General features: G+C 56.6%; 18 protein-coding genes and 1 pseudogene. 4 read left to right on the plus strand and 15 right to left on the minus strand.

Translation table 11 applies throughout. The annotated features are described in order from the left end of the window. Positions 1-4 precede the first annotated feature (4 nt). Positions 5-4,900, minus strand: a complete 4,896-nt coding sequence (locus tag NCR98_RS29390; RefSeq protein WP_250489345.1) for an alpha-2-macroglobulin family protein — start codon at positions 4,898-4,900, stop codon at positions 5-7. Positions 4,901-5,046: 146 nt separating this feature from the next. Here NCR98_RS29390 and sseA point away from each other — a divergent pair, with 146 nt between their 5' ends. Next, on the plus strand, positions 5,047-5,889 hold the full coding sequence (gene sseA, locus NCR98_RS29395) for a 3-mercaptopyruvate sulfurtransferase (protein WP_010257579.1): 843 nt from the start codon (positions 5,047-5,049) through the stop codon (positions 5,887-5,889). A 270-nt stretch (positions 5,890-6,159) separates the two neighbouring features. Here the strand turns inward: sseA and sseB are convergent, their stop codons facing one another. From sseB to trmJ, 5 genes and pseudogenes are all read right to left on the minus strand, one after another. Then, complete coding sequence (sseB, locus tag NCR98_RS29400; RefSeq protein WP_010257582.1) at positions 6,160-6,924, minus strand: enhanced serine sensitivity protein SseB; 765 nt, start codon at positions 6,922-6,924, stop codon at positions 6,160-6,162. Positions 6,925-6,970: 46 nt separating this feature from the next. Further along, complete coding sequence (gene pepB / locus NCR98_RS29405; protein ID WP_250489346.1) at positions 6,971-8,257, minus strand: aminopeptidase PepB; 1,287 nt, start codon at positions 8,255-8,257, stop codon at positions 6,971-6,973. A gap of 173 nt (positions 8,258-8,430) precedes the next feature. Beyond that, positions 8,431-9,579 (minus strand): annotated as a pseudogene (locus NCR98_RS29410) (IscS subfamily cysteine desulfurase); the annotation flags it as partial. 88 nt (positions 9,580-9,667) lie between these two features. Then, positions 9,668-10,165: a Fe-S cluster assembly transcriptional regulator IscR gene (gene iscR, locus NCR98_RS29415; RefSeq protein ID WP_010257591.1), complete on the minus strand. Its 498-nt coding sequence runs from the start codon at positions 10,163-10,165 to the stop codon at positions 9,668-9,670. Between the two features lie 130 nt (positions 10,166-10,295). Continuing rightward, positions 10,296-11,048, minus strand: coding sequence for a tRNA (cytosine(32)/uridine(32)-2'-O)-methyltransferase TrmJ (gene trmJ, locus NCR98_RS29420; protein WP_010257594.1), 753 nt, complete (start codon positions 11,046-11,048; stop codon positions 10,296-10,298). Between the two features lie 141 nt (positions 11,049-11,189). On the opposite strand from trmJ, the gene suhB reads away from it, so the two are divergent. Further along, on the plus strand, positions 11,190-11,984 hold the full coding sequence (suhB, locus tag NCR98_RS29425) for an inositol-1-monophosphatase (RefSeq protein WP_003848661.1): 795 nt from the start codon (positions 11,190-11,192) through the stop codon (positions 11,982-11,984). A gap of 63 nt (positions 11,985-12,047) precedes the next feature. On the opposite strand, the gene NCR98_RS29430 is transcribed toward suhB, so the two are convergent. The 3 genes from NCR98_RS29430 to NCR98_RS29440 all read right to left on the minus strand — a co-directional run bounded on the left by NCR98_RS29430 (position 12,048) and on the right by NCR98_RS29440 (position 14,863). Beyond that, on the minus strand, positions 12,048-13,061 hold the full coding sequence (locus tag NCR98_RS29430; RefSeq protein WP_010257601.1) for a TIGR04086 family membrane protein: 1,014 nt from the start codon (positions 13,059-13,061) through the stop codon (positions 12,048-12,050). Between the two features lie 204 nt (positions 13,062-13,265). Next, a complete protein-coding gene (locus NCR98_RS29435; protein WP_245116126.1) occupies positions 13,266-14,246 on the minus strand; it encodes a nickel/cobalt transporter in 981 nt (326 codons plus the stop codon). Next, positions 14,237-14,863: a DUF1007 family protein gene (locus NCR98_RS29440; RefSeq protein WP_010257608.1), complete on the minus strand. Its 627-nt coding sequence runs from the start codon at positions 14,861-14,863 to the stop codon at positions 14,237-14,239. Before NCR98_RS29440 ends, NCR98_RS29435 begins: the two co-directional genes overlap by 10 nt. 155 nt (positions 14,864-15,018) lie before the next feature. Here NCR98_RS29440 and csiE point away from each other — a divergent pair, with 155 nt between their 5' ends. Next, positions 15,019-16,287, plus strand: coding sequence for a stationary phase inducible protein CsiE (gene csiE / locus NCR98_RS29445; RefSeq protein ID WP_010671313.1), 1,269 nt, complete (start codon positions 15,019-15,021; stop codon positions 16,285-16,287). On the opposite strand, the gene NCR98_RS29450 is transcribed toward csiE, so the two are convergent. Beyond that, complete coding sequence (locus NCR98_RS29450; protein WP_033758649.1) at positions 16,269-17,417, minus strand: 3-phenylpropionate MFS transporter; 1,149 nt, start codon at positions 17,415-17,417, stop codon at positions 16,269-16,271. The two genes, csiE and NCR98_RS29450, sit on opposite strands and share 19 nt — an antisense overlap. Before the next feature lie 128 nt (positions 17,418-17,545). Beyond that, positions 17,546-18,799, minus strand: a complete 1,254-nt coding sequence (gene glyA / locus NCR98_RS29455) for a serine hydroxymethyltransferase (RefSeq protein ID WP_010257616.1) — start codon at positions 18,797-18,799, stop codon at positions 17,546-17,548. Positions 18,800-19,126: 327 nt separating this feature from the next. Between glyA and hmpA the strand changes: the two genes are divergently transcribed. Beyond that, positions 19,127-20,311, plus strand: a complete 1,185-nt coding sequence (gene hmpA / locus NCR98_RS29460; RefSeq protein ID WP_124890208.1) for an NO-inducible flavohemoprotein — start codon at positions 19,127-19,129, stop codon at positions 20,309-20,311. Between the two features lie 66 nt (positions 20,312-20,377). On the opposite strand, the gene glnB is transcribed toward hmpA, so the two are convergent. From glnB to NCR98_RS33540, 4 genes are all read right to left on the minus strand, one after another. Then, the gene (gene glnB / locus NCR98_RS29465) at positions 20,378-20,716 is read right to left on the minus strand and encodes a nitrogen regulatory protein P-II (RefSeq protein WP_003848647.1); all 339 of its coding nucleotides are present in this window, start codon (positions 20,714-20,716) and stop codon (positions 20,378-20,380) included. A gap of 184 nt (positions 20,717-20,900) precedes the next feature. Further along, positions 20,901-22,235, minus strand: coding sequence for a two-component system response regulator GlrR (glrR, locus tag NCR98_RS29470; RefSeq protein ID WP_010257627.1), 1,335 nt, complete (start codon positions 22,233-22,235; stop codon positions 20,901-20,903). Further along, a complete protein-coding gene (gene qseG / locus NCR98_RS29475) occupies positions 22,235-22,903 on the minus strand; it encodes a two-component system QseEF-associated lipoprotein QseG (protein ID WP_033778643.1) in 669 nt (222 codons plus the stop codon). The genes glrR and qseG overlap by 1 nt, the downstream gene beginning before the upstream one ends. Positions 22,904-22,906: 3 nt before the next feature. Continuing rightward, complete coding sequence (locus tag NCR98_RS33540; RefSeq protein ID WP_191918343.1) at positions 22,907-24,334, minus strand: sensor histidine kinase; 1,428 nt, start codon at positions 24,332-24,334, stop codon at positions 22,907-22,909. Between the last annotated feature and the right edge of the window lie 205 nt (positions 24,335-24,539).

A 24,539-nucleotide genomic window follows, 5' to 3' on the forward strand; every position in this document is an offset into this window, starting at 1 on the left:
TCACTTACTGAATATGCAGCTGTGACGGCGTGCTGCCGGTGGCGCGCCACTCCGGCACATACATCGACTCGACCTGCGGTGGTGGCATCAGATAGCGACCCGGTGTGACCGCCCGCGCCAGGTAGACCAGCGTCGCGGGACGATAAGTATCCACCGCCAGTGCCGCCACAAAGCGATCGTCACGGAACTCAATGTGTCTGATGTCAGCCTGCTGCATGTCACCCATGCTCTCCTTCAGCGCATCCGCACTGTCGCCGAGGCTGGCGCTGCTGTCAGCCAGGTTCTGGTTTTCCAGCTCCAGACCGGCAGGCAGCAGATCCACCACCAGCGCATCGGTGATGCTGCGCTTCGACGAAACGGTCAGACGTACCACCAGCAACTCGCCGCTGCGCAGATTACTGAGATCGGCGGCTTTGCCATCCAGCGTAAAGTATTCACGTTTTATCCCGAGCACATTGCTCTCCGGCTGTGGCGCGGCCAGCGGATAACCGGTGACATCCAGACGACCATACAGCGGCGCACTGCCCGGATTACTGATGGCTAAGCCCTGCAACAGTCGTTCAGCCCCCAGCCCTTTATTCAGTGGCGCATCGCCCTGCAGAGGCTGTGCATTGCCCGACAGTTGCGCCTGCCAGCTTCCGCCCTGCGCACGCTGCAGCGTATGCGCCGCTAAATAGAGCGCGTTATTCTCCTGAGTCGAGAACCAGCGCTTGCCGTTGACCTCTTTTGACAGCGACAGCAGCAGACTATTCTGTAGATCGGGCTGCAGCTTATTCTCTGCTAACAGGGCTATCATCATCCCCTCATCGCGTACCGTGCTGCCATAGTCGCCATACCACTCTTTATCTGAGCGCGTCAGACTGGCACCCTGCATGATCGCAAGCGATGCGCGCTGCCCGTCACCCATCAGCTTCAGCGCCACGCCAAGCTGCATCAGCGCCAGGCCGGAGCGGGCCTTGTCACGCTTTTCATACAATGCGCGCAGCGCACCCAGCGGCGCACGCTGCTGACGCGCCAGCACCAGTCCGGCGTAAGCCTGCACGCTGAACTGCAGCGCGGCGTTGTTATCACTGCCGCCGCCGCTGATCTGCGCGGGATCCTGCAGATAGCGCAGCAGCCGTGCGTTAGCGCGATCAACTACATTATCCGGCAGCGCATAGCCCGCCTCGCTGGCACGAAGCAGGTAATCGGTCACGTAAGGCGTCAGCCAGAACTCCTCCTCACTCTGTTTGTCCCACAGCCCGAAGCTACCGTTGGCCCGCTGCATGCCCGCCAGACGGGCAATGCCGGTGTCGACGGCGGCCCGGCGCGACTCATCACTGCTGGTTTTTATCCCCATCGCAGTCAGCTCGGCATGGCTGGTATAGAGCGACGGCCAGAGGCCGCTGGTGGTCTGTTCCAGACAGCCGTAGGGATAGGCATAAAGCGCACTGATATAGCTGGCGATATTGAGCGGCGGACGATTGCTCAGCGTCAGTTGTCCACTCAGGGTCTGAGCATCCAACCCGGTAAACGCGGCTGCCGCGACCTGCCAGGGCTGATCGGGATTGATGACGGCATCGAAATTCAGCGTCCGGGCCGGATAAGGTGGCCTGACGCCGATTTTCCACTGCTGTTTGCTGGGCTTCACCTGCTCGCCCGGCAGGTTCAGACCGGAAATCTGTACGGCGACCTCGCCATCACCAAAGCCGGCTTTCGCCATGACCGGAATCTGAAGTGTGGTACGTGCGCCTTTGGCCAGCGTCACGCTCTGGCTGGCAGCCCCGGCCAGATCCACTAAGCCACTGCTGCTCAGATCCACCTTCAGGGTTTGCGGCAGATCGGTCAGGTTAGTGAGATCCAGCGCCAGTGAGGCTGTATCGCCGCTGGCAAGGAAGCGCGGGGTGGCCAGTTCGCTGATCAGCGGCGCCGCAACCACCAGTTTGCGCTCTGCCGCGCCGAAGCTGTCGTCGCTCCAGGCCTGAGTCATCAGCCGCAGTTCGCCGTTAAAGGCCGGGATCGGCAGCGTAATCGATCCGTTGCCCTCTTTATCCAGCGTGACCGCCTGTAACTGCTGCGCCACGATATTGACGTGCGTCACCGGCTTTTTGCCGCCGCGCGTCATCGATTCATCCTCGCCATCACCACCAAAGCGCAACGCCGCGAGCCGGCCACCGCCTTCGATCAGCTGGCCAAAGACGTCGTACTGATCGACGTTGTAGCGTTTACGGCCAAAGAAAGCCTGCCACGGATCGGGCGTTTTAAAATCCGTCACGCTCAGAACGCCGCTGTCCACCGCTGACAGCAGTACATTCACTTTTTCAGGCAGCGGGCCGCCATCACGACTGGCGTGGACTTTTACCGTCAGGCGTTGCTCAGGACGGATTTTATCGGGCGCATCCAGCGTCAGATTTAAGCGGCGCGCCTCCGTCGCCATCGGCAGATGCAACAGCCCCACCGCGCGTTTTGGCGTTGCGCCACTGACCTTATCGCCGTCACGCACCACGATGGCGCTGAAGTAGAGATCGTGACGCTGCCAGCTCTCAGCAACAGGGACATCCACCGTTGTGCCGCCCTTTGGTACGGTCAGTGGCTGCCACCAGAGCGTGCCGCTGCTCGACTCCACCATCAGGTAACCTTTACCGGCCGCCGGTGACTCAACCTGCAGATGCACGGTATCGCCCGGCTGGTAAGCCGCTTTATCCAGCTTCAGTCTGACCTGATCCGGGCGCAATGCCCCCGTGCCGTTGGTGTTATCCTGCCAGTCATAACCCGCCTGGAATCGGACGCTGCTGACGATCTTCTCGCCCGCCTGCACTTCCAGCCGGTAGTGGCCCCACTCGACCGGGAAGCTGACTTTGGTGCTGCCATCAGCCGGGACAGAGATGGCGCGTTCATCTTCCTGCAGATCCTTGTCGCTATACTGCGACTGCCAGCCTTCGCTGTCAGAGAAGCTCCAGTAGTAATCATGGCGTTCACGGATCAGGCGAACATCCAGCTTCTCTGCCGCCAGTTTTTTGCCCTGACTGTTGGCATAGACAATGTCGAATTCGGCCAGGCTCTGTTCCGGCACGGTCGGCTCATCGTGATAGCTGTCACTGCGGTAGTCATAAACCGCCTTGTTACCAAACAGCGGCCGGATACCTGGCAGCGCTTCAGCGGGCCAGATGGCCTGGGTGGCACGACGGGTGACCGGACGTCCGCCGGTCTCCAGCAGGCTGGCCTGCAGGATCAGATTGAGCGGGGAGTGGAGCTGATCCCACTGATTTTCTACCGTGAGTTGTGCTTTACCGCTGGCGTCAAGCTTGAGATCCACCTCATCCAGCGTCCGCTTTAACCCCTCTTCGGTGATGTCACCAAACTGGTAGCCTGGCAGTGCAGTCACCGCCTCGCGTGCCGGTCGCAGATAGAGTTGACCCTGTAGCGTGTTACCTGCTGCCGGGGCGCCATAGAGATAGCGCCCCTCAATACCGAACTCAACACTGGCATCAGCGGCCTGTGGCTGAGGGTCATTTTTCAGGGTTAACGCCATACGCTCCGGCAGAAAATCTTCGACGTGAAACTTCCACTCTCGCTTGAGGTTATCGCCGGTATTCAGTCGCAACATCCAGTCGCCGGTCATGGCCGACGCGGACAGCGCCAGTCGCTGCTGGTAGAATCCCGCTTCAGGCTGCCAGACAAAAGTCCGCATCACCTGGCCATCGGGCTGCACCAGCTCCGCTTTGATCGGCTGCGCGGGCAAGGGGTGTCCGTCGGCATCGCGAAGCAGCGCATTCACGATGACCGTTTCGCCAGGACGATAGATATCGCGCGGACCAAAAACAAACAGCTGTTTGTCATAGCCCTGCGGCCCCGCGACCGGGAATTCAGCGAGATCCAGCGCCGGACGCGCCAGGTCGATCATTGAGGTCTGTTCTCCCTGAATTGCCAGCAGGAGCTTGCCTTTTTCATCCGCCTTGAGGCTCAGATGACCGGTGCTGTCACTGGTACCGCTTTGCAGCACCTGCCCCTTCTCATCCAGTAACCTGACGCTGACCCCGGAAAGCGGCTGACCGTCTGCCAGACTCTGGGCGAACAGTTCGAACCGGGTCGGGAAGCGATGCAGTGACAGGCCAATATCGCTGAGGGTGAAAAGCGTGGCGGGCTGGCTGTAGCGATAAGTACCGGCCTGCTTCATCACCGCCAGATAGACGCCCGGCTGCTGAAGTGCGGTAATGTCACGCATCGGCAGCTGCAATTTTTCACGCGTGTTACGCGCCGGGTTGAGCTCAAAGCGTCCGCTATAAACCAGCTGGCTGCTTTTCAGCAGCTCCTGCGACTGCCAGCTTGAGAGGTTGTTGCCGTAATTCCACTGCGAGAGAAATTCCGCCAGGCCGGCATTCTTTATCCGGAAGAAATCGACATCGACCTGGTCAACATTCAGCGCCAGCACCGGCAGTCCCTGGGTGATACGCAGCGGCAGCAGTGAACCGCGACTGGCAAAGCCCACCATCGGCTGGATATCACGGGTGGCGATTTTCTGACTGTAATCGGCGGCAAGCGTCTCTCCGCTGGCCGCGCGCAGTCCCGCATCCACCGTGACGGTGAAGTGACGCGACGGCTCGGGATGGCGGAAGCGCAACGTTTTGCGGTTAGCAGAAAGCTCCCAGCCGCCATCCACCCGGCCCTGTTTATCGTCGGTCAGCCTGACTTTTTGCGCGATATCCTGTTTATCATCAAGCGGCTGACTGAAGGTTAAGACCAGCGCAGCGGCATTATCGATCTGCAGTTCCGAGAGATCGATAATCGTCAGCGGTTTGCTGACCTGGGAGGTTGCGGGTGCTTCTGCCGCCTGGAGAGGCAAAACAGGTAACAGGGTCGCTGACAGCAGCGAGCCACCGATCAGCATGCTGAGCAGCAGCCGGGTATTGCGTTTCTTCATGGTAGTTCCTTCACCGGGACGCAGGGAGTGTCGTTTGATTACGCAGCGCAATTTCATATCAATGCTCGCATTTAATCAACGCTTCTCTTGAGATGGTGCGCACATTCCCTGACACTGGTATGACAGATTGCTGAGATGAGGTTGTTATGACGACGCCACTGTTTGTGTCCGCCGACTGGTTACAAGAGCACTACAACGATGAGCGGCTTCAGGTGCTGGATGCACGGTTGTTGCCACCCGGTATGGAAGCGGTTCGCGATATCCAGGCCGAATATCTGGCGGGTCATTTACCCGACGCCCCTTACTTCGATATTGAAGCGCTTTCCGATCACACCAGCCCTTACCCCCATATGCTGCCCCGCGCCGAAAGTTTTGCCGTTGCGATGCGTGAACTGGGTGTCAGCAGTGATAAGCACCTGGTGGTGTATGACGAGGGTAATCTCTTTTCTGCGCCACGCGCCTGGTGGATGCTGAAAACCTTTGGTGTGGCTCAGGTGTCGATTCTGGCCGGGGGCTTGCAGGGCTGGAAAGAAGCCGGTTTTGCGCTGGCAACCGGCGAAGTGAATCTGCCGGAAGGTGAGTTTGAGGCCCACGCAGATGAAAGCCGGGTGAAGCGCCTGACGGACGTACTGCTGATCAGCCATGAAGGCGGCGCACAGATTATTGATGCGCGTCCTGCCAATCGCTTTAACGCCGAAGTGGATGAACCACGTCCCGGATTGCATCGTGGCCATATTCCCAACAGCCTGAACGTGCCGTGGAACAGCCTGGTTGAACAGGGAAAACTCAAGCCGGAGGCGGAACTTCAGACGCTGTTTGCCGATGCGGGCGTCGATATTACCCAACCGGTGGTCGCCAGCTGTGGCTCAGGCGTGACGGCGGTGGTGGTGATTCTGGCGCTGACGGCGCTGGGCGCACGGGATGTCACACTGTATGACGGATCCTGGGGCGAATGGGGCAGTCGCGACGACTTACCTATCGCGAAATAAAAAACAGGCGGCCCATGAGCCGCCTGTTTTTTTAATAATATCGGATTCGATCAGCTGTAAGAACGAGGTAGCACAGGAAACAGGGTCAGATCGGAAAGTCGCTAAAGCCACTCCCTGGCCGCTCGGCCCGCGCCGTCCATGGCGCGGGACGCTTTCCTCCTCTGACCCTGTTCCCTGCGCGTTAAGCTTATTCGTTGCGGCCAGACTCCCCCTGATTCGGGATATCAGCTATATGAGGCGGCCCATGAGCCGCCTGTTTACTTTGTTGTCTCAGATAATCCGCTCACTGCCCTTGAAGTCCCGCAGGAAACTGCCCCAGCGACGCTCGTAGAATGGCGTGATGTGGGCGGTAAAGAAGTGGCTGATGCCGCGATCGTTCAGCGTCACCTCACAGATATCAACCGGCGCATCGTCCGGCAGCGTATCGGTTGCCACGCTGCCCGCCGCCTGAATGATCGTCTCAATGTTGCTGTCCGCTTCAATGCCAATCAGCAGATTGGGCGCTTCGTCAGCCCGCTCACGGATACTGGCGATAAACGCGCGACGCACCTGCTTATGCTTACTGAAGAGCTGAGTCAGTGAGTCGATCATCTGCGCAGGGGGTTCAGCCACCTCAGACAGCAATAGTGACTGTCCGCCTTCCAGCACGGTTTGCTGGCTTAGTGCACTGCCCTCTTCAGCCAGCAGATGGGTGATCTCGGCCGCAGTAAACTCTTTACCGGAAGGCAGTTTGGGATTGAGAAACAGCGTCTCGCCGCGCGTAATCTCAAACAGCGTTCGTACCGGCAGACGCAGCCAGGACTGCTCACCGCTCACCGCTTCACTCATCGCCTCTTCTGACGTGAAAAAAGGAATGATGCTGCTGCCATCCTCTTTTTCCCAGTGCTGCAGATCAACGGGCGTGCTGGCATCAAGCTGTTGCGTGGTGCTTTCACCTGGCACCCACGCATCAGATTCCAGCAGCAGCTGAAAAAATTCGGGCCGATGGGCAGGCTCAGTGGCCGCCAGCTTCAGCACCTCTTCAAGACGATTCATAGTTTCCCTCTGAACAGCGGCGGCATCAGCCACCGCTGAGATCGGCTTATTTCAGTAACAGATTGGCGAGGGTACGCACGCCAAGACCTGTTGCACCCGCCGCCCACTGGTCAACTGCGCCTTTGCGATAGGTCGCGGAGCAGTCGATGTGCAGCCAGCCCTGCTGATAATTACTGACGAAGTGTGACAGGAACGCTGCCGCGCTACTGGCACCCGCCGCATGTGACGGGCTGGCGATGTTATTGAGATCGGCGAAGTTAGACGGCAGATGGCTGCGATGGAATTCGGCCAGCGGCAGACGCCAGAAAGGTTCGTTCTCACTCACCGCGCTGCCCATCAGCGACTGTGCCATCACATCATCAAAGGTAAACAGCGCATGGTAATCGTTGCCCAGCGCCGTCTTAGCCGCACCGGTCAGCGTCGCAGCATCGATGATCATCGTCGGGTTCTGCTCGCTGGCGTCGATTAAACCATCGGCCAGGACCAGACGCCCTTCCGCATCGGTGTTCATCACTTCCACCGATTTACCGTTGCGATAGCGAATGATGTCGCCCAGTTTAAAGGCGTTGCTGCTGACCATGTTATCGGCACAGCAGAGGTAGAGTTTCACGCGCTTGTTAAGACCGCGCGAAATCGCCATGGCCAGCGCGCCGGTGACGGTCGCCGCGCCGCCCATGTCAGATTTCATTGAGTCCATGAAGCTGCTCTGCTTCAGGCTGTAGCCACCGGTATCAAAGGTGATGCCTTTACCGACCAGACAGGCGTAGACCGGAGCATCGTCGCCGCCGGTCGGGTTGTAATCGAGCGCCAGAAATACCGGAGGACGATTTGAACCGCGTCCAACGGTGTGCAGGCCCATATACCCCTGTACCCGCAGATCGTCGCCTTTGGTGATGCGATAGCTGACGGCGCTTCCGCCCACTTCACTGATCAGATCGACTGCATTGTGTGCCAGCTGTTCTGGCCCAAGATCTTCCGCGGGCAGGTTAATAACGTTGCGAACCCAGTCGATAATTTTCAGACGGCGATCAAACTCCGCCTGCTCATGTTCGCCCAGCGCCGGCCACTCAACCTGACGCTGGCCTTTCGGACCACGGAAGCCCTGCCAGAATGCCCAGCACTGCTCAAGGTGCCAGCCTTCGCCGGTCAGCGCCACATGGCGGATCCCCTGGCTGTCGATTTTGTGAGCCGCACGCTGAATGATATTCAGCGCATCCGCGCCGGTCAGATGCAGTGTCATGCCGCTGTCGTTGCTGCTGAGAATCGCTTTTTCGCCCCAGCGCGCATCGGCGGGCTGGCTGCTAAGCGTAATATTCATGGGTTGTGTGGTCATCGAAAAGCTCCATAATCGTTATCTGTTTCATCCAGCCTGATTGTTATAACGGCTTTAATAAGATGTTAAATATAATTCGCAGAGAGACCTGATAACAGATTCCGTCAGGTGTTGCCAGCGAAGTGCAAATATAGGCGCAATTTCCAGACTATGACCGGATATCAGGATTTCATTAAGGCCCGCAGACGGGTCACTGATTTCTGCACCAGGGCAATGGCGTAGTCGATCTCTTCCTCGGTTGTGAAGCGTCCCAGCGAGAAGCGCAGCGAACTGTGCGCCAGCTCTTCACTCAGGCCCAGCGCCCGCAATACATAGGAAGGCTCCAGGCTGGCGGAGGTGCAGGCCGAGCCGGAAGAGAGCGCCAGATCTTTCAGCGCCATGATCAGTGATTCACCCTCAACGTCAGCAAAACTGAGGTTAAGAATGTTCGGTGCGCTCTGCTGCAGATCGCCATTGAGGGTGACGTCGGGCAGTGTGCTGATGCCCTGCCACAGACGATCGCGCAGAGTCTGCAGGCGCGCCATCTCGGTTTCGCGCTCTTCTGCTGCAATACGATACGCCTCGCCCATGCCAACAATCTGATGCACCGGCAATGTCCCGGATCGCATACCGCGTTCATGTCCGCCGCCGTGGATCTGCGCAGCAATCTGCACACGCGGTTTACGCCGTACATAGAGTGCGCCGATGCCTTTCGGGCCATAGAGTTTGTGGGCAGAAAAGGACATCAAATCAACCGGTAACTGGCTGAGATCGATAGGCAGCTTGCCGACGCTCTGGGTCGCATCCACATGAAACAGAATCTCACGTTCGCGGCAGAGTTCGCCAAAGGCGGCGATATCCTGAATCACTCCGGTTTCATTATTAACGTGCATCAGGGTGACTAAAATCGTGTCGTCGCGCAGCGCCGCACGCAGCTGGTCAGGCGAGATAATGCCGTTAGCCGCCGGGGTGAGATAAGTGACAGCAAAGCCTTCACGCTCAAGCTGCTGGCAGCTATCAAGCACCGCTTTATGTTCTGTCTGGCTGGTGATGATATGTTTGCCGCGCGCCTGATGGGCGTGAGCTGCACCTTTAATCGCGAGGTTATCGGATTCAGTGGCGCCAGAGGTAAAGATGATTTCACGCGGATCGGCATTGACCAGTTCGGCGATCTGATTACGCGCAACATCAACCGCTTCTTCAGACTGCCAGCCAAAACGGTGCGATCGCGAGGCCGGATTACCGAACGTGCCATCCAGCGTCAGAAACTGCATCATTTTGCTGGCCACACGCGGATCGGCCGGCGTGGTGGCGGCGTAATCCAGGTAAATCGGTAATTTCATTGCGCTACAGCTCCGTATAAAAAATCATACGTCTTTATAGCAGATTCGGCCCTGACCGCGTTAGCAGTAAGGGCCGCAACAGCGGGGATTACGAGGCGCGTTGGTTGACGTTAATTTCCTGCGTGCGCGGGCTCTGGAAGCGACGATTATCAATCGCATTCTGACGATCGGCTACATCCAGGATCTCCTGATTATTCACCAGCTCAGCCAGTGTAATATTGTTCAGGAAGTCACTGATACGCACGCTCAGATCGCGCCACAGCACGTGAGTCAGGCAACGCTCGCCGCCCTGGCAGCCTTCTTTACCCTGACATTTGGTGGCATCAACAGACTCATCAACGGCGGTGATCACTTCACCGACAGAGATGGTATTAGACGCTTTACCCAACAGATAACCGCCGCCCGGACCACGTACGCTGGACACCAGCTCATTTTTACGTAATCGGGAGAATAACTGCTCCAGATAGGAGAGCGAAATGCCCTGACGCTCTGAAATATCAGCCAGCGGGACCGGGCCTTCATGGGAGTGAAGGGCAACGTCCAGCATTGCAGTAACGGCATAACGTCCTTTGGATGTCAGTCTCATAGCGTACGACCTCAATAGCGTCCGGTTATCGGAGGATTAGCAACAGATGCTCTGAAGTCTGCCATTCCCGAGTAAATTGGTCAACTATTTAACCTGGTAAATTAGTCAGGTATTTAACCTGGTAATTCACTCAACTATTATCTGCTTCTTTTTTATCGTTTTTTCGCTTTTCAAACGACGAAAGCATGCCGCGCAGGATGTTCAGTTCATCGCGTTCCGGGCGGGCACGGGTGTAAAGACGACGCAGTTTGCTCATCACCTGGCCAGGATTGGCTTCACGGATAAAGCCGCTGTTCAGCATCATCTGTTCCATATGCTGATAGAAGCGCTCCAGGTCATCCACCAGCGGATAAGGTGACTCTTCATACTGTGGCGGCGGGCTGGCCTGCTCCTGCGCCTGTAACCATGCCATGCGCACTTCATAGGCGATAATCTGTACGGCCATCGCCAGATTCAGCGAGCTGTATTCCGGGTTTGCCTGAATTGCGACGTGATAGTGGCACTTCTGCAACTCGTCATTGGTCAGGCCGACACGTTCACGACCAAAAACCAGCGCAACCGGTGCCTGCTGGCCCTCTTCAACGCTTTTCACGCCACATTCGCGCGCATCCAGCATCGGCCAGGGCAGCGAGCGGGAACGTGCGCTGGTGCCGACCACCAGACTGCATCCGGCAATGGCCTCATCCAGCGAGTCGACAATTTTGGCGTCGCCGATAACGTCGCTGGCACCGGCCGCGAGTGAGATAGCCTGTGAGTCAGGCTTGACCAGCGGATTAACCAGATAGAGGTTGGTTAAGCCCATGGTTTTCATGGCGCGCGCAACGGAGCCCATGTTACCGGTGTGAGAAGTCTCGACCAGCACGATACGAATATTTTGCAACATGATTAGGGATACTCAGAAACGGGTCAGTAAAATCAGTAGAGAGAATATTAACATAAAGCAGGACATTTACCGAACACGCTGCTATACTCCGCGCCGTTTTCCCCGTTCTTTAACATCCAGCGAGAGATACCGATGCATCCAATGCTCAACATTGCCGTGCGCGCAGCGCGCAAGGCCGGAAATTTAATTGCCAAATATTATGAAACCCCGGACGCCGTCGAAGCCAGCCAGAAAGGCAGCAACGACTTCGTAACGAATGTTGACCGCGAAGCAGAACGCCTGATTATCGAAATTATTCGTAAATCTTACCCGAAACATACCATCATCACTGAAGAAAGCGGTGAACTGGCGGGCGAAGATCAGGATGTTCAATGGGTTATCGATCCGCTGGATGGCACATCAAACTTCATCAAACGTTTACCCCACTTTGCTGTTTCTATCGCTGTGCGCATTAAAGGCCGCACCGAAGTCGCCGTCGTTTACGATCCAATGCGCAATGAACTCTTCACCTCTTCACGCGGTCAGGGCGCTCAGCTGAATGGCTATCGTCTGCGTGGCAGCACGGCACGCGATCTGGATGGCACCGTTCTGGCGACTGGCTTCCCGTTCAAAATGAAGCAGCACGCGCCGGCTTACATGAATATCATGACCAAACTCTTTACCCAGTGTGCTGACTTCCGCCGCACCGGTTCTGCTGCGCTGGATCTGGCCTATGTGGCTGCCGGTCGCGTAGATGGCTATTTTGAGATTGGCCTGAAGCCGTGGGATTTTGCAGCGGGTGAACTGCTGGTCCGTGAAGCGGGTGGTCTGGTGACTGATTTCACCGGCAACCACGGCTATCTGCTGTCAGGTAACCTGGTCGCGGGTAACCCACGTGTGGTGAAATCGATGCTGTCGAACATGCGTGATGAACTGAGCGAAGCGTTAAAACGCTAAGTTTCAGTACAGAAAAAGGCGGCTTCTCAGCCGCCTTTTTTATTGCCTGTTACTCAGTGATGATTAACGACGTTCGTGTGACAGCACCTGACGAGGCTGAGTACGACGACCTACCATACCCATCACACCTGCCAGCACCGCTTCGATGATCAGCAGAATCAGGGCATACCAGCTCGCTTTCGCAGTCGCGGCAGCGGCTTTTTCACCGGCTTCACGCGCTTTCTGTTCAGCCTGCTGTTTCAGTTCCTGATACTTCTGAACGGCCTGCTGATAGCTCTGTTCAGTTTTGGCCACGATCTGATCCACTTCCTGATCGCTTTTGCCGGTGCGCGCTTTGATAATATTTTTCAGCGCATCACGATCGGCTGCCTGCAGGGTATCGGAATGACGATCCATCACCCCTTTTAACCAGTTAGCCAGATCAGTATCCGCTGTCTGTGGATGGTTTGCGGTGTTGTTAGCCTGGTTTTCAGCATTCTGCGCTTCTTTATTTGCATCCTGCTTTAAGTTCTCTGGCTGTAATTCCGGTTTCCCGGTCTGGCGTAAAGTCGTTTCCAGTTCGTTCTGCAGGTTATCTAAATTAATATTACTCTCCTGCAGTTTGTCTTTTGCCATTTGGGTAACGGATGGCGCAGCGGCGGAAATACCACTACCCAGCGCCTGGAAGCCTGAGCCCACAATATTCATCGCGCCGCCTAATACACTGGTCGCCAGCGCAATAGCCAGGTAAATAGTGAAAATTGTGCTAAGGCCAAACATCAGTAAACCGTGCAGTGCGCCTTCGCGCTGAGCCAGTCGGCCTGCAACATAACTACCTGCAGCCATCGCGACCAGCATTTCAATGGCAGTCCAGACCAGCGCGCCTGTGCCCAGGCCGTCGAGTGGATTCTGTTCTTTCATCGGATCAATGGTTGTTGCACCAATGGCGGTTCCCAGCAGCGTCAGAATAATGTGAACGATCAACGCACAAATGACACCGGCAAACACGGCGCTCCAGGAAATACGTTTTAACGGCAATCCAGCAGGCCCGGTCGCCAGCGTTTCGGTGTAGCCATTATTAATACGGGTATCAGCCATGAAATATACTCCTCGCAATAAACAGAAAGCGGTCTTGATCTTTTATCATCCCGACGGCGGAATGCCGTTTTGGTATTATCAGCGTAGACAGGGAATAGTCATTTCACCACTAAACCAGCCAGAGAAAAAAATAAAGAGATGAATTCAGAGATAATTAACGAAGAGAAGAGCGCAGCGGCAATTTTATTTCCGCTGCGCTTTTATTCAGAAAGGTCGAATTCCGCCACCCAGCGTCATCTGCGCTGACTGCCATAGCGCGATACCCGCTACGATTAAAATCAGACTGCCGGTTAAGGCCAGCGCGGGGATCAGCAGTCGCGTCATGCCTGCGGTAACGCCAGGCTGTGCCAGCCGTTGCGCCACCGTGCGCGCCTGCTGAACCAGCAGGCCAATCGCCGAAATGGTCAGTGCCGTGCCCAGCGCCATCACCGCAGCAGAGATCACCCCCCAGCCATAGACACCAATCACTTTGGCAAACAGCAGCATCATAATCGCGCCGGAACAGGGACGTAATCCCATCGACACCACCACCAGCAGCTGGGTTTTCACGCTGAGATTGCCGCTCATCTGCTGCGGTGTCGGAAGATGTGCGTGTCCGCATCCGCACTGATCGTCATGCTGATGGTGAGGTTTGAAGGCGCGAAATACCGGGGCCGGATGCGGACGCAATGTCCGCCACAGCGAACGCAGCGCCCGATAACCGATCATCACGCCCAGCCCGATCACCAACAGATAACTGCCCTTCTCCAGCCAGAAACTGCTGAGATGCAGCTGTCGCGATGACGTTTTCAGCAGCAACAGCATCACCGTCACCAGGACAATCGCCACCGAACCCTGCAGCAGTGAGGCGAGCAGCGTCAGCCTGATACTGGTTTTCACTCTGGTGGGATGGGTCGCCAGAAAAGTCGCGATCACCACTTTGCCATGGCCCGGCCCCAGCGCGTGCAGTACGCCATACAGCAGGCTGAATATCACCAGCGAAATGCCTGCCTGGTGGGGCTGCTCCGCAACCTGCTGTAGCAGCTGAGTCATCTGCCGATGCAGATCTTTCTGCCACAGTACGCTCTGCATCAGAATCTGCGACCAGTAGAGCCAGACCAGCAACGCGCTGCTCAGCAGCACGCCCGCCATCAGCCACAGCGGCCAGAGGCGGGAAGCCCGTAACGGTGGGGAGATTACTGACATGTCAGTATCACCGTCTGGGCAAACTGGCGGCCTAAATCCATCTCCTCTGCAGGCGCGTCGGCTTTATCCAGCGACAGCGCATACTGCTTCAGTGAATCATTGGGCTTTGGCGTGTTCAGCGCGAACTTGCAGCGCGCCTGCAGCGCCGTCGGCAGCGTTAACGCACCAGGATTGTCATAGAACATATCGACGAAATAGGTGGGATCAAAAGTCAGGATCTCAAAGCGCTGCCCGGTCAGCTTCGGGGGTTCCGCCAGCGGCAGAATAAATTCCAGCACCGCTTTATGGCCGTTACGTGACAGGTTGTATTCGGTTGGCAGATTCAAAAACTTTACCCGCTGTTGGTTGTGCCAGATTTCAGAAAAGTAGTGCTGGCCCAGCACGTTCGCCATCACGCCTGCCGCCAGCTTCTTCCACACCACGCTGCCTGGTTTCGCCTCGCCCGCGTCGTAAAGCAGATCGGCGGAGGTAATCTCATCCATGGTCCAGGTCATCTTTAATCCGGTAAAGGTGTCATCCTGCGCCACCAGTTCGGTTTTCATATCGATGAAGCTGTGAGGATGTGCCATTACAGCCGGACTTAATACCATCAAGAGGGCAAAGAGTGTGCGTTTCATAATGTTATAAAGTAACGTTCCCGATGAAAAGAATCTATAAGTAACAAAATTTTGTGACCCGCCTTAAACCTCCGGCAAATAAACCGCGTAAACCGCGCAGGCGCTGACGGGGTTGACTATTCTTAGCTCAAAATAGCCTGCTGGAAACCTGATTGATGAGTTCTGCTACCCCTTTGGCACCACTCTTCACCCGCTCACAGCGTCAGTGCCATCTTTTATTGCTGCTGTTTCTGCCGACACCCGTGCTTACGCTTGAAAAAGTCTGCCAGCTGAATGGCGTCGATCCTGCTGTTGCCCGACAGGATATCGCGGATGTGGGCCTTGAGATACAGCGATATCACCAGCTGGAATTGCATCAGATGGTGGATGGCAGCTTTCGTCTTCATGGCACAGAGTTGGATCGGCGCCTCTGTCTGCTGCACAACCTGCGACGCAGTTTGCGTTTATCGCAGGATTTCGTCTGCGACCATTTTGCAGCTCCCCTGCGTCAGCGCCTGAAGGTGATGAAGATTGAGAAGGCGCTGTGGGATGAGACCAATTTACAGGCGCTGATCCAGCACTGTAGCCTGCGTCTGAAGCGCGATTTCAGCGAACGCGACCGGCTTTTTCTGCAGATTTTCATGAAATATGGATTGTGCCAGCGCCAGCCGGTGCTGTTCAGTGAAGCGCAGTGTCACTGGCTGCAGCAGAAGGCTGAGCGGCAGGCTGCCGAGGATGTGATTCACCACTGGCGCAAACGCTGCCACCTTGCGCCGCCCGTCAGTGAAACCGACTTCTGGACACTGCTGTTCAGCCAGATACATACGCCTGTCGTGGATGCGATTGCACATCCTGCTGAGCAGCAGTTAATGGCTGCGACCCAGCAGTTAATTAATGACTTTGAACGGTGTGCCGACATTACTTTTGCTGATCGCGACGAGCTGCTTAACCAGCTCTATCCTCATCTGGCGCAGGCGCTGGATCGCACCCACTTCACTATCGGCATCGACAACAGCGTGGCGCTGGATGTCAGCCGCCTCTATCCCCGCCTGTTGCGCACCACTCAGCAGGCGCTGCAGGCGTTTGAGCAGCAATATGGGATTGCGTTCAGCCCGGAAGAGGTGAGCTTAATTACCGTTATTTTTGGTGCCTGGCTGATGCAGGAGAATGCGTTGCAGGAGAAGCAGGTGCTGATTCTGACGGGTGACGATACCGATCTGGAGCAGGATGTGGAGCAGCAGATCCGGGAGATCACGCTGCTGCCGATCAATATTACCTATCAGGACGTGAAACAGTTTCAGCGGGATGGCGCACCGCGGGATGTGGACATCATCATTTCGCCCTACCCCACCTCGCTGCCACTCTTCTCTCCGCCGCTGGTGCATGCGGAACTGCCGCTGACGTTACACCATCAGCAGCGGATTCGTTATTTACTGGAGTCGTAGCCGGGACGCAGAAATAGCGCGGGCAGCGCCACCAGTGCCATCACCCAGAACAGATGCCCCTGCAGATGAGCGAACAGGACGCCGCAGATCATGGTCATTATCGCAATGCCACCCCCCATCGCCAACGCGGAATAGAGCGACTGCAGACGGATCACTTCCGCTCCCTGACGCGCCGCAATAAAACGCATCGCCGCCAGATGACAGACGGTGAAGCTGCCACAGTGGAGGATTTGCGCCACAATCAGCAGCGGCAGCGCGGTAGTAGCACCCATCAGGCTCCAGCGGATTAACGCACAAATGCCCGAAAGCAGCAGCAGATCGCGCGCGCTCCAGCGGCGGAACAACCGGTTGCTCAGGGCAAACACGACGATTTCGGCCACCACGCCCAGCGACCAGAGATAACCCACCGTGGAGGCGGAATAGCCACTCTCCTGCCACCAGATAGCACTGAAGCCGTAATAGGCGGCGTGCGCACCCTGCAGCAGTGTTACGCAGAGCATAAATCGCCATACCGCATTCTCACGCAGCAATGCACGCCACACCTGCCAGCCGCCGCCCGCCGCGCCCTGCCGTTCATTACCCTGTGGCTGGGTGGCGGGTGACAGCATCATGCCTGCCAGCATAGAGATGACGCCGACGGAAAGTAGCAGCAGAATGGCGTTTGAAGAGTAAGCACTGACCAGCACGCCGGTTAATGCCGAGCTGATCACAAAGGCCAGCGAACCCCACAGCCTGACCGGCCCATACGCCAGCCCTATCTGCTGTGTCCAGGTGGCGGCCAGCGCATCGCTGAGCGGGACCAGCGGCGAGAAAAAGAGGTTAAAGCCGATCATGACCGTCAGCAGCCACATCCACTGCTCTCCCACCCAGAAACCGGCAGCGAACAGGCAGGTCATCAGCGCCAGCAAACGCAGCGCCGTAATCAACCGTGAAGGATTTTTGACCTGAGAAGCGATAAGCAGACTGCCGACAAAGCGTGCCACCATGCCACAGCCGAGCAGCAGGCCAATCTTTTCAGCATCGAGACCGGTGCCTTTCAGCCACACGCCCCAGAATGGCAGATAGATGCCGTAACAGAAGAAGTAAGTGAAGTAGCCCAATCCGAGCCATCTGGCGGAGCCGATTGCCATATTCCCTCCAGCAAGAGTGCTGCATGGCAGCATGAGTGGGCGCTACTCTGGCAGAGCGCCGCAGGACAGGCAATAAAAAAGGATGGCTGATGCCATCCTTTGTATGCTGTCTCACAACAGGTTAACGATTAAGCGTAGACCGGCAGACGGCTGCAGATTTCCAGCACTTTCTTTTTGGTGCGCTCAATGGTCGCTTCGTCATTGACGTTATCCAGCACATCCGCGATCCAGCCAGCCAGCTCACGCACGTCCGCTTCATTGAAGCCACGACGGGTAACAGCTGGTGTACCGATACGGATACCGGAAGTGACAAACGGGCTTTTTGGATCGTTAGGCACGCTGTTTTTGTTAACCGTGATGTTGGCACGGCCCAATGCCGCATCCGCTTCTTTACCGGTCAGGTTTTTGCTCACCAGATCGATCAGGAACAGATGGTTATACGTGCCGCCAGAAACGATGTCATAGCCACGCTCAATCAGCACCTCAACCATCGCTTTGGCGTTTTTTGCCACCTGCTGCTGGTAGGTTTTGAATTCCGGCTCCATCGCCTCTTTGAACGCCACCGCTTTACCAGCGATAACGTGCATCAGAGGACCGCCCTGACCGCCAGGGAAGACAGCAGAGTTCAGTTTCTTATAGAAATCTTCGTCGCCGTTTTTCGCCAGAATGATACCACCACGCGGACCCGCCAGCGTTTTGTGAGTGGTAGAGGTCACGATGTGCGCATGTGGGATCGGACTTGGATAAACGTCTGCAGCAATCAGGCCGGCAACGTGTGCCATGTCCACAAACAGCCATGCACCTACGCTATCCGCGATTTCGCGCATTTTCGCCCAGTCGCAAACGCCGGAGTAAGCTGAGAATCCGCCAACGATCATTTTTGGCTTGTGGGTTTTCGCCAGTTCAGCCAGTTCGTCGTAGTCAATTTTACCGGTCTCATCGATACCGTAAGCCACGACGTTATAGAGTTTGCCCGACAGGTTAACCGGTGAGCCGTGAGTCAGGTGCCCACCGTGGGCCAGGTTCATCCCCAGAATAGTATCGCCCGGCTGCAGCAGCGCGGTGTAAACCGCAAAGTTAGCCTGTGAACCTGAGTGTGGCTGCACGTTAGCGTAATCGGCACCAAACAGTTCTTTTGCGCGATCGATCGCCAGTTGCTCAACGATATCAACGTACTCACAGCCGCCGTAGTAGCGTTTGCCCGGATAGCCTTCAGCGTATTTATTGGTGAGCTGAGAACCTTGTGCCTGCATAACACGCGGGCTGGTGTAGTTTTCAGAAGCAATCAGTTCAATGTGCTCTTCCTGACGCACTGTCTCCTGCTCCATCGCCTGCCACAACTCGGCATCGTAATCGGCAATGTTCATATCACGCTTTAACATCCGGATCTCCTGACTCAGCTAACTTTCTGACGGTATTTACCCCCCTTCAGGGGCGAAGGCCCACAGTGTAAACCGTTTTAACAGGTGAAGGTAGGGTGAACCTCCTCTTTTTACGCAAACGATTGGCTGGCTACTGGCAGGGCTTTTTTACACCTTTTCACCCTGTTCAGACGCCACAATTTTTCTTCAGGATGTGACGGCGGTTTCTCAGGATGCACCAAAAAGTTGCCACTTTGACAACCGGGAAATTTATCGGGTTATTTACACCACAGGCGAGACGGCTATAAGATGCATTTAAAATACATCTTTAAATGAGAGGCCGCTTTTATGCTTGATGCACACACTATCGCCACGGTTAAATCGACCCTGCCTGCCATCGCCGCCTGTGGTCCTGCGCTTACCGCACACTTCTATGACCGTATGCTGTCGCACCATCCTGAACTCAAAAATGTTTTCAATATGAACAACCAGCGCAATGGCGATCAGCGTGAAGCGCTATTCAACGCCATTTGCGCCTATGGCGCGAATCTGGAGAACCTGGCCGTGCTGCTGCCTGCGGTGGAAAAGATTGCACAGAAACATACCAGCCTGAATATTCAGCCTGCGCAATACGCCATCGTCGGTGAAAATCTGCTGGCAACCATTAAAGAGCTGCTGAATCCGGGTGAAGAGGCGCTGGCAGCCTGGGGCCGGGCCTATGGCGTACTGGCAGATGTGTTCATTAATCGCGAAGAGGAGATTTATCAGGCGACGGAGCAGCAAACCGGTGGCTGGCGCGGCACTCGTGCGTTTCGCATCAGTGCTGTTGAGCAGCAGAGCGAGGTGATTAAAAGCTTTACCTTCAGTCCGGTAGATGGCGGCCCGGTAGCGGCCTTTAAACCGGGTCAGTATCTGACGGTGCATCTGCAGCCCGCCAGTTTCGAACATCACCAGATTCGCCAGTACTCGCTTACTCACCTCAGTAATGGCAAAGATTACCGGATTGCGGTGAAACGTGAAGCGCAGGGCACCGTCTCCGGCTGGCTGCATCAGAATGGCAAAGTGGGTGATGAGCTGATGCTGGCCGCACCGCATGGCGACTTCTTCCTTGAGGTCGATGCTGCAACCCCGGTGGCGCTGATATCCGCGGGCGTGGGTCAGACGCCGATGCTGGCCATGCTGCATGCCCTGGCGGCCCGCCAGCACCGCGCGCCGGTCAGCTGGCTGCACGCAGCAGAGAACGGCAAACAGCATGCATTTGGCCCGGAAGTGATAGCAACGGGCGCGCAGCTCACCGATTTCGTCAGTCAGGTCTGGTATCGCGATCCCGCCGCTGAAGATGCTGGTCGCTATGACGCGCAGGGTCTGATGGATATCACCGCGATCTCCGCACGTCTCGCCTCACCCGACACCCACTTCTACCTCTGCGGTCCGCTGCCCTTTATGCAGCATGTGGTGGCGCAACTGCGTGATGCCAGCGTGGCAGATACACGCATTCATTACGAACTTTTTGGACCGCACAAAGGGATGTAATTGAGCAATAAAAAAAGCCCGCAGCGCGGGCTTCTTTATGCTGATAAAGAGCTGATAAAGAGATAATCAGATCGCCTCTTCATCCTCTTCGCCAGTACGGATGCGCACCACGCGCGCCACGTCGAAGACAAAGATTTTACCATCACCGATTTTGCCGGTCTGCGCAGTGCGCATAATGGTCTCGACGCAGGTATCAACGATATCGTCGCCCACCACCATCTCGATTTTCACTTTAGGCAAAAAGTCGACCATATACTCTGCGCCGCGGTAAAGCTCGGTGTGCCCTTTCTGGCGGCCAAAACCTTTTACTTCACTCACGGTCATCCCGGTGATGCCGACTTCCGCTAAGGCTTCACGGACATCATCGAGTTTGAATGGTTTGATAATCGCATCAATCTTTTTCATGTCAGACCCTTTTTCACTCCCTCCATGGTCAGAGGGTTTATCAAGTATAAATGTTGCTGGCGCTGTCGGGCGGTAATATCCGGGATTCTTCAGGTTGCCGCAAGCGCTGCCAGATTATGCTGACCGCACCCATTCTGATTCGGGCCTGAGCAGGCAACCTGCCGGTATCACTCCGCAGCCTCCGCTACTCTTTGAAATCACTGGCATCCAGCTCATGACGAGACAGCAGCTTATAGAACTCCGTGCGGTTGCGTCCAGCCAGACGTGCGGCATTGGTTACATTGCCTTTGGTCATCTGCAACAGCTTACGCAGATAGTTCAGCTCAAACTGATTGCGCGCCTCTGCAAAGGTCGGCAAAGCACTATTCTCACCGCTTAACGCCTGCTCCACCAGCGCATCGCTGATCACCGGCGATGAGCTCAGCGCTACACATTGTTCAATCACGTTAACCAGCTGACGCACATTGCCCGGCCAGCTGGCCGCCATCAACCGCTTCATCGCATCAACGGAAAAACTGCGGATCTGCGGTTTATGCCGTTCCGCCGCCTGACGCAACAGATGATTAGCCAGCAGCGGAATATCTTCAGTGCGCTGATGCAGTGCCGGAATCTTCAGGTTCACCACATTAAGACGATAGAAGAGATCCTCACGAAACTCCTTTTTCTCCATCGCCTTTGGCAGATCGCGATGCGTGGCTGAAATAATGCGCACGTCAATCTCAATATCATGATCGCTGCCCAGCGGCCTGACCTTACGCTCCTGCAACACCCGCAGCAACTTAACCTGTAGCGGTTGCGGCATATCGCCAATCTCATCCAGGAACAGCGTCCCGCCACCTGCAGTTTTAAACAGACCATCACGGGCACTGACTGCGCCGGTAAAGGCCCCTTTGGCATGCCCGAACAGCTCTGACTCCAGTAACTGCTCCGGCAGTGCGCCGCAGTTAATGGCGACAAAGGGCTTGCCGTTTCGCGGGCTGGCGGCGTGAATCGCCTGTGCCAGCATCTCTTTACCGGTACCGCTCTGCCCGTTAATCAGCACGCTGACGTCCGACTGCGCCACCATATGTGCCTGCTCCAGCAGCCGCAACATCAGCGGGCTGCGGGTGACGATCGCTTCCCGCCAGCGGTCATCGCTGACCGGCGCCTGCTGAGCCAGTGCTTCATCGATCGCTTTGTAAAGCGCATCTTTATCCACCGGTTTAGTCAGGAAGCTGAAGACGCCCTGCTGCGTGGCGGAAACCGCGTCCGGGATTGAGCCGTGCGCCGTCAGGATAATCACTGGCAGACCGGTGTGGCGTTTCTGGATCTCGCCAAACAGCGCCAGACCATCCATCTCATCCATCCGCAGATCGCTGATCACCAGCTCGATTTTTTCTTTCTGCAGCAGACGCAACGCTTCGGGTCCGCTGGCCGCGGTGGTGACCTGATACCCTTCGCTGCGAAGACGCATGCCCAGCAGCTTCAGCAGGCTGGGATCGTCATCCACCAGCAGCAGTTTTGCCGCTTGTCTGACCATTATTGCTCCTCATCCTGCGGCAGCGCAGTGCCATGGCCGCTGTCAGACACATCCGGGGCTTTCCGCGATGAAAGCTGGCGCTCAATGTCAGTAAGCCGCTCCAGCTTATGCTGCGTGTCGCTGAGCTGCTGCTGCTGTTTAACCATCTGCTGGCGTATCGCCTCCAGCTGGGTATCGCTGCTCTGTTGCAGATGAACATAACGGGTGCGCGCTTCACTCAGGTCGAGCTGTGCGGCCTGATTACTGCGCCACAACTGGAGCAGCGGACGCACAGACTGCGGGAAATCGCTGCTGTAGCGATCCAGGGTTTCAACATAGCGACGACGCTCCACTGGCGTCACGTTGCCGTTCGACATCAGCACGCCCTGCTTGAAAGCGCGCGACCAGCTCTCAACCGGCCAGCGGTGGGCTTCGGCTCGGGCCTCGGCGGGGGAAAGGCGTTCAGCACAATCGATCGCCCGCATCCAGTAGAGGGGATTACTCAGTGCCACACTATTCTCTATCGTCCACAGGTCACTGCAGCGGGTCGCCAGGTAATCAGCCACGCTGACCTCGGGTTCCGCTACCTGATGGCCTGACGGCAGGGATGAGGTGGCCGGGGAGGTCGTACATCCGCTGAGCAGCAGCGTGGTCAGTGTGCTCAACAGCAAAGCGGGTAAATATTTCATCAGTCAGACTTTCCCGGCTGTGGTGTTCAGTTCAATTCGAAAACAGACATCAGCCTGCTCGCAGGAGACCAGCGTCAGGTCGCCATGCATCCGGCGCAGGCAATCTTTGGCAATACTCAATCCCAGCCCGCTGCCTTTTACCGGCCCTTTGCGCTGCTGGCTACCCTGGAAGAAAGGTTCGAAAATCATTGCCTGCTCTTCCGGCGGGATCGGCGTACCGCTGTTCGCGACATCAATCCAGACCCGATCGCCCTGCTGCTGACTGCGCAGCCAGATGGTACCGGATTCGCTGCCGTAGTTCACGGCGTTCGAATAGAGATTATCGATGACCCGCATCAGTAACATCGGTTCGGCAAGGCAGTGACTGACCTCCAGATCGACAACCGTCTGCATGAGTTTGGCGCGCGCCGAGAGTGCGTGTGCATTCACTACCCCCTCCACAATTTCCGCCACGCTGACCGGTTCCAGTTGGATCGGGCCATCTGCCAGTTTACGGTTGTAATCAAGCAGTTGTTCAATCAGCCGCTGCAGATGACGGCTGCTGCCGTCGAGGATAGTGACCACCTCTTTTTGATCGGCGTTCAGCGAACCGGCTACCTCGTCCGCCAGCAGTTCGGTGCCTTCACGCAGGCTGGCCAGCGGCGTTTTCAGTTCGTGAGAAAGATGACGCAGGAATTCATGGCGCTGCGATTCCAGCCACTGAAGCCGTTCGCTGAGCCAGACGATGCGCTGTCCCAGCGAGCGTAACTCGCGCGGGCCGCGAAATGTCACGCTGTTACCCAGTTCCCGGCCTTCGCCAAGCCGGTTGATCATCCGCTCAATACGCTTGACCGGCCCGATAATCATGCCGGTAAACAGCGTCATCAACGCCAGACTGATGATAAACAGAATCAGCGCCTGCCAGCCAAAAAACTGGCCGCGATCGGCAATTTCGCGCTGCAGCTGAAGGCCGCGCGAAAACACCACTTCGCGCGTGTCCTGCACCATCTGCGCATTGGTGGCAGAAAAACGATCCAGCGCCTCTGCGGCAGGCGTAACCGGATTGCCGTTATCGCACTTTAACGGTGTCAGCAGCGGCAACGTCGCCTGTAAAGTCTGGAATGCGGGCAGTTCGGGCAGGCTGGCGCTGTGCGAACTCAGCATCTGGCTGTAGCGGGTGTGCTGGGTCTGATAAAGGCGCGCCAGCGAGGCATCATCCAGCACGCAGTACTGGCGATAGCTGCGCTCCAGCTCCACCGCCGTTCGCGCCATCGCCTCACTTCTGCGAACGTCGGTGAAGGTATTGCGGTTGGTATCCGCTGCCTGTTCGCTTAACGCAGAGAGACTTTCCCACGCCTGCCAGGCCAGCACCAGCAACGGCAGCAGCACCAGTACAAACGCCATCAGCACCAGCTGACGCAGAGAACGGGGAAATAAACGCCATTTTTTCACGCAGCCGCTTCCTTAAGATTTGCTGTCTGGATGCTAACGGACTCTGTCAGCGGAAGAAAGGTGTCGGCGGAAGAAAGGGGAAGAAAAGAAAACGGCAGGCTCGATGGCCTGCCGCTGGCACGACGCGTGATGCATCGCGTAAAAATGGGTGGAGCCTTACTCAACGTTACGTCCGGTGTTTGATAACGCAAGCGATTATCGGTCA

Origin of the sequence: Caballeronia sp. GAWG2-1, from assembly GCF_023631405.1 — a bacterium.
Classification (GTDB): domain Bacteria; phylum Pseudomonadota; class Gammaproteobacteria; order Burkholderiales; family Burkholderiaceae; genus Caballeronia.

Coding starts and splice junctions, on each gene's coding strand:
- NCR98_RS29390 (WP_250489345.1), bottom strand. CDS start 4,900: ATGAAGAAACGCAATACCCGGCTGCTGCTCAGCATGCTGATCGGTGGC.
- sseA (WP_010257579.1), top strand. CDS start 5,047: ATGACGACGCCACTGTTTGTGTCCGCCGACTGGTTACAAGAGCACTAC.
- sseB (WP_010257582.1), bottom strand. CDS start 6,924: ATGAATCGTCTTGAAGAGGTGCTGAAGCTGGCGGCCACTGAGCCTGCC.
- pepB (WP_250489346.1), bottom strand. CDS start 8,257: ATGACCACACAACCCATGAATATTACGCTTAGCAGCCAGCCCGCCGAT.
- iscR (WP_010257591.1), bottom strand. CDS start 10,165: ATGAGACTGACATCCAAAGGACGTTATGCCGTTACTGCAATGCTGGAC.
- trmJ (WP_010257594.1), bottom strand. CDS start 11,048: ATGTTGCAAAATATTCGTATCGTGCTGGTCGAGACTTCTCACACCGGT.
- suhB (WP_003848661.1), top strand. CDS start 11,190: ATGCTCAACATTGCCGTGCGCGCAGCGCGCAAGGCCGGAAATTTAATT.
- NCR98_RS29430 (WP_010257601.1), bottom strand. CDS start 13,061: ATGGCTGATACCCGTATTAATAATGGCTACACCGAAACGCTGGCGACC.
- NCR98_RS29435 (WP_245116126.1), bottom strand. CDS start 14,246: ATGTCAGTAATCTCCCCACCGTTACGGGCTTCCCGCCTCTGGCCGCTG.
- NCR98_RS29440 (WP_010257608.1), bottom strand. CDS start 14,863: ATGAAACGCACACTCTTTGCCCTCTTGATGGTATTAAGTCCGGCTGTA.
- csiE (WP_010671313.1), top strand. CDS start 15,019: ATGAGTTCTGCTACCCCTTTGGCACCACTCTTCACCCGCTCACAGCGT.
- NCR98_RS29450 (WP_033758649.1), bottom strand. CDS start 17,417: ATGGCAATCGGCTCCGCCAGATGGCTCGGATTGGGCTACTTCACTTAC.
- glyA (WP_010257616.1), bottom strand. CDS start 18,799: ATGTTAAAGCGTGATATGAACATTGCCGATTACGATGCCGAGTTGTGG.
- hmpA (WP_124890208.1), top strand. CDS start 19,127: ATGCTTGATGCACACACTATCGCCACGGTTAAATCGACCCTGCCTGCC.
- glnB (WP_003848647.1), bottom strand. CDS start 20,716: ATGAAAAAGATTGATGCGATTATCAAACCATTCAAACTCGATGATGTC.
- glrR (WP_010257627.1), bottom strand. CDS start 22,235: ATGGTCAGACAAGCGGCAAAACTGCTGCTGGTGGATGACGATCCCAGC.
- qseG (WP_033778643.1), bottom strand. CDS start 22,903: ATGAAATATTTACCCGCTTTGCTGTTGAGCACACTGACCACGCTGCTG.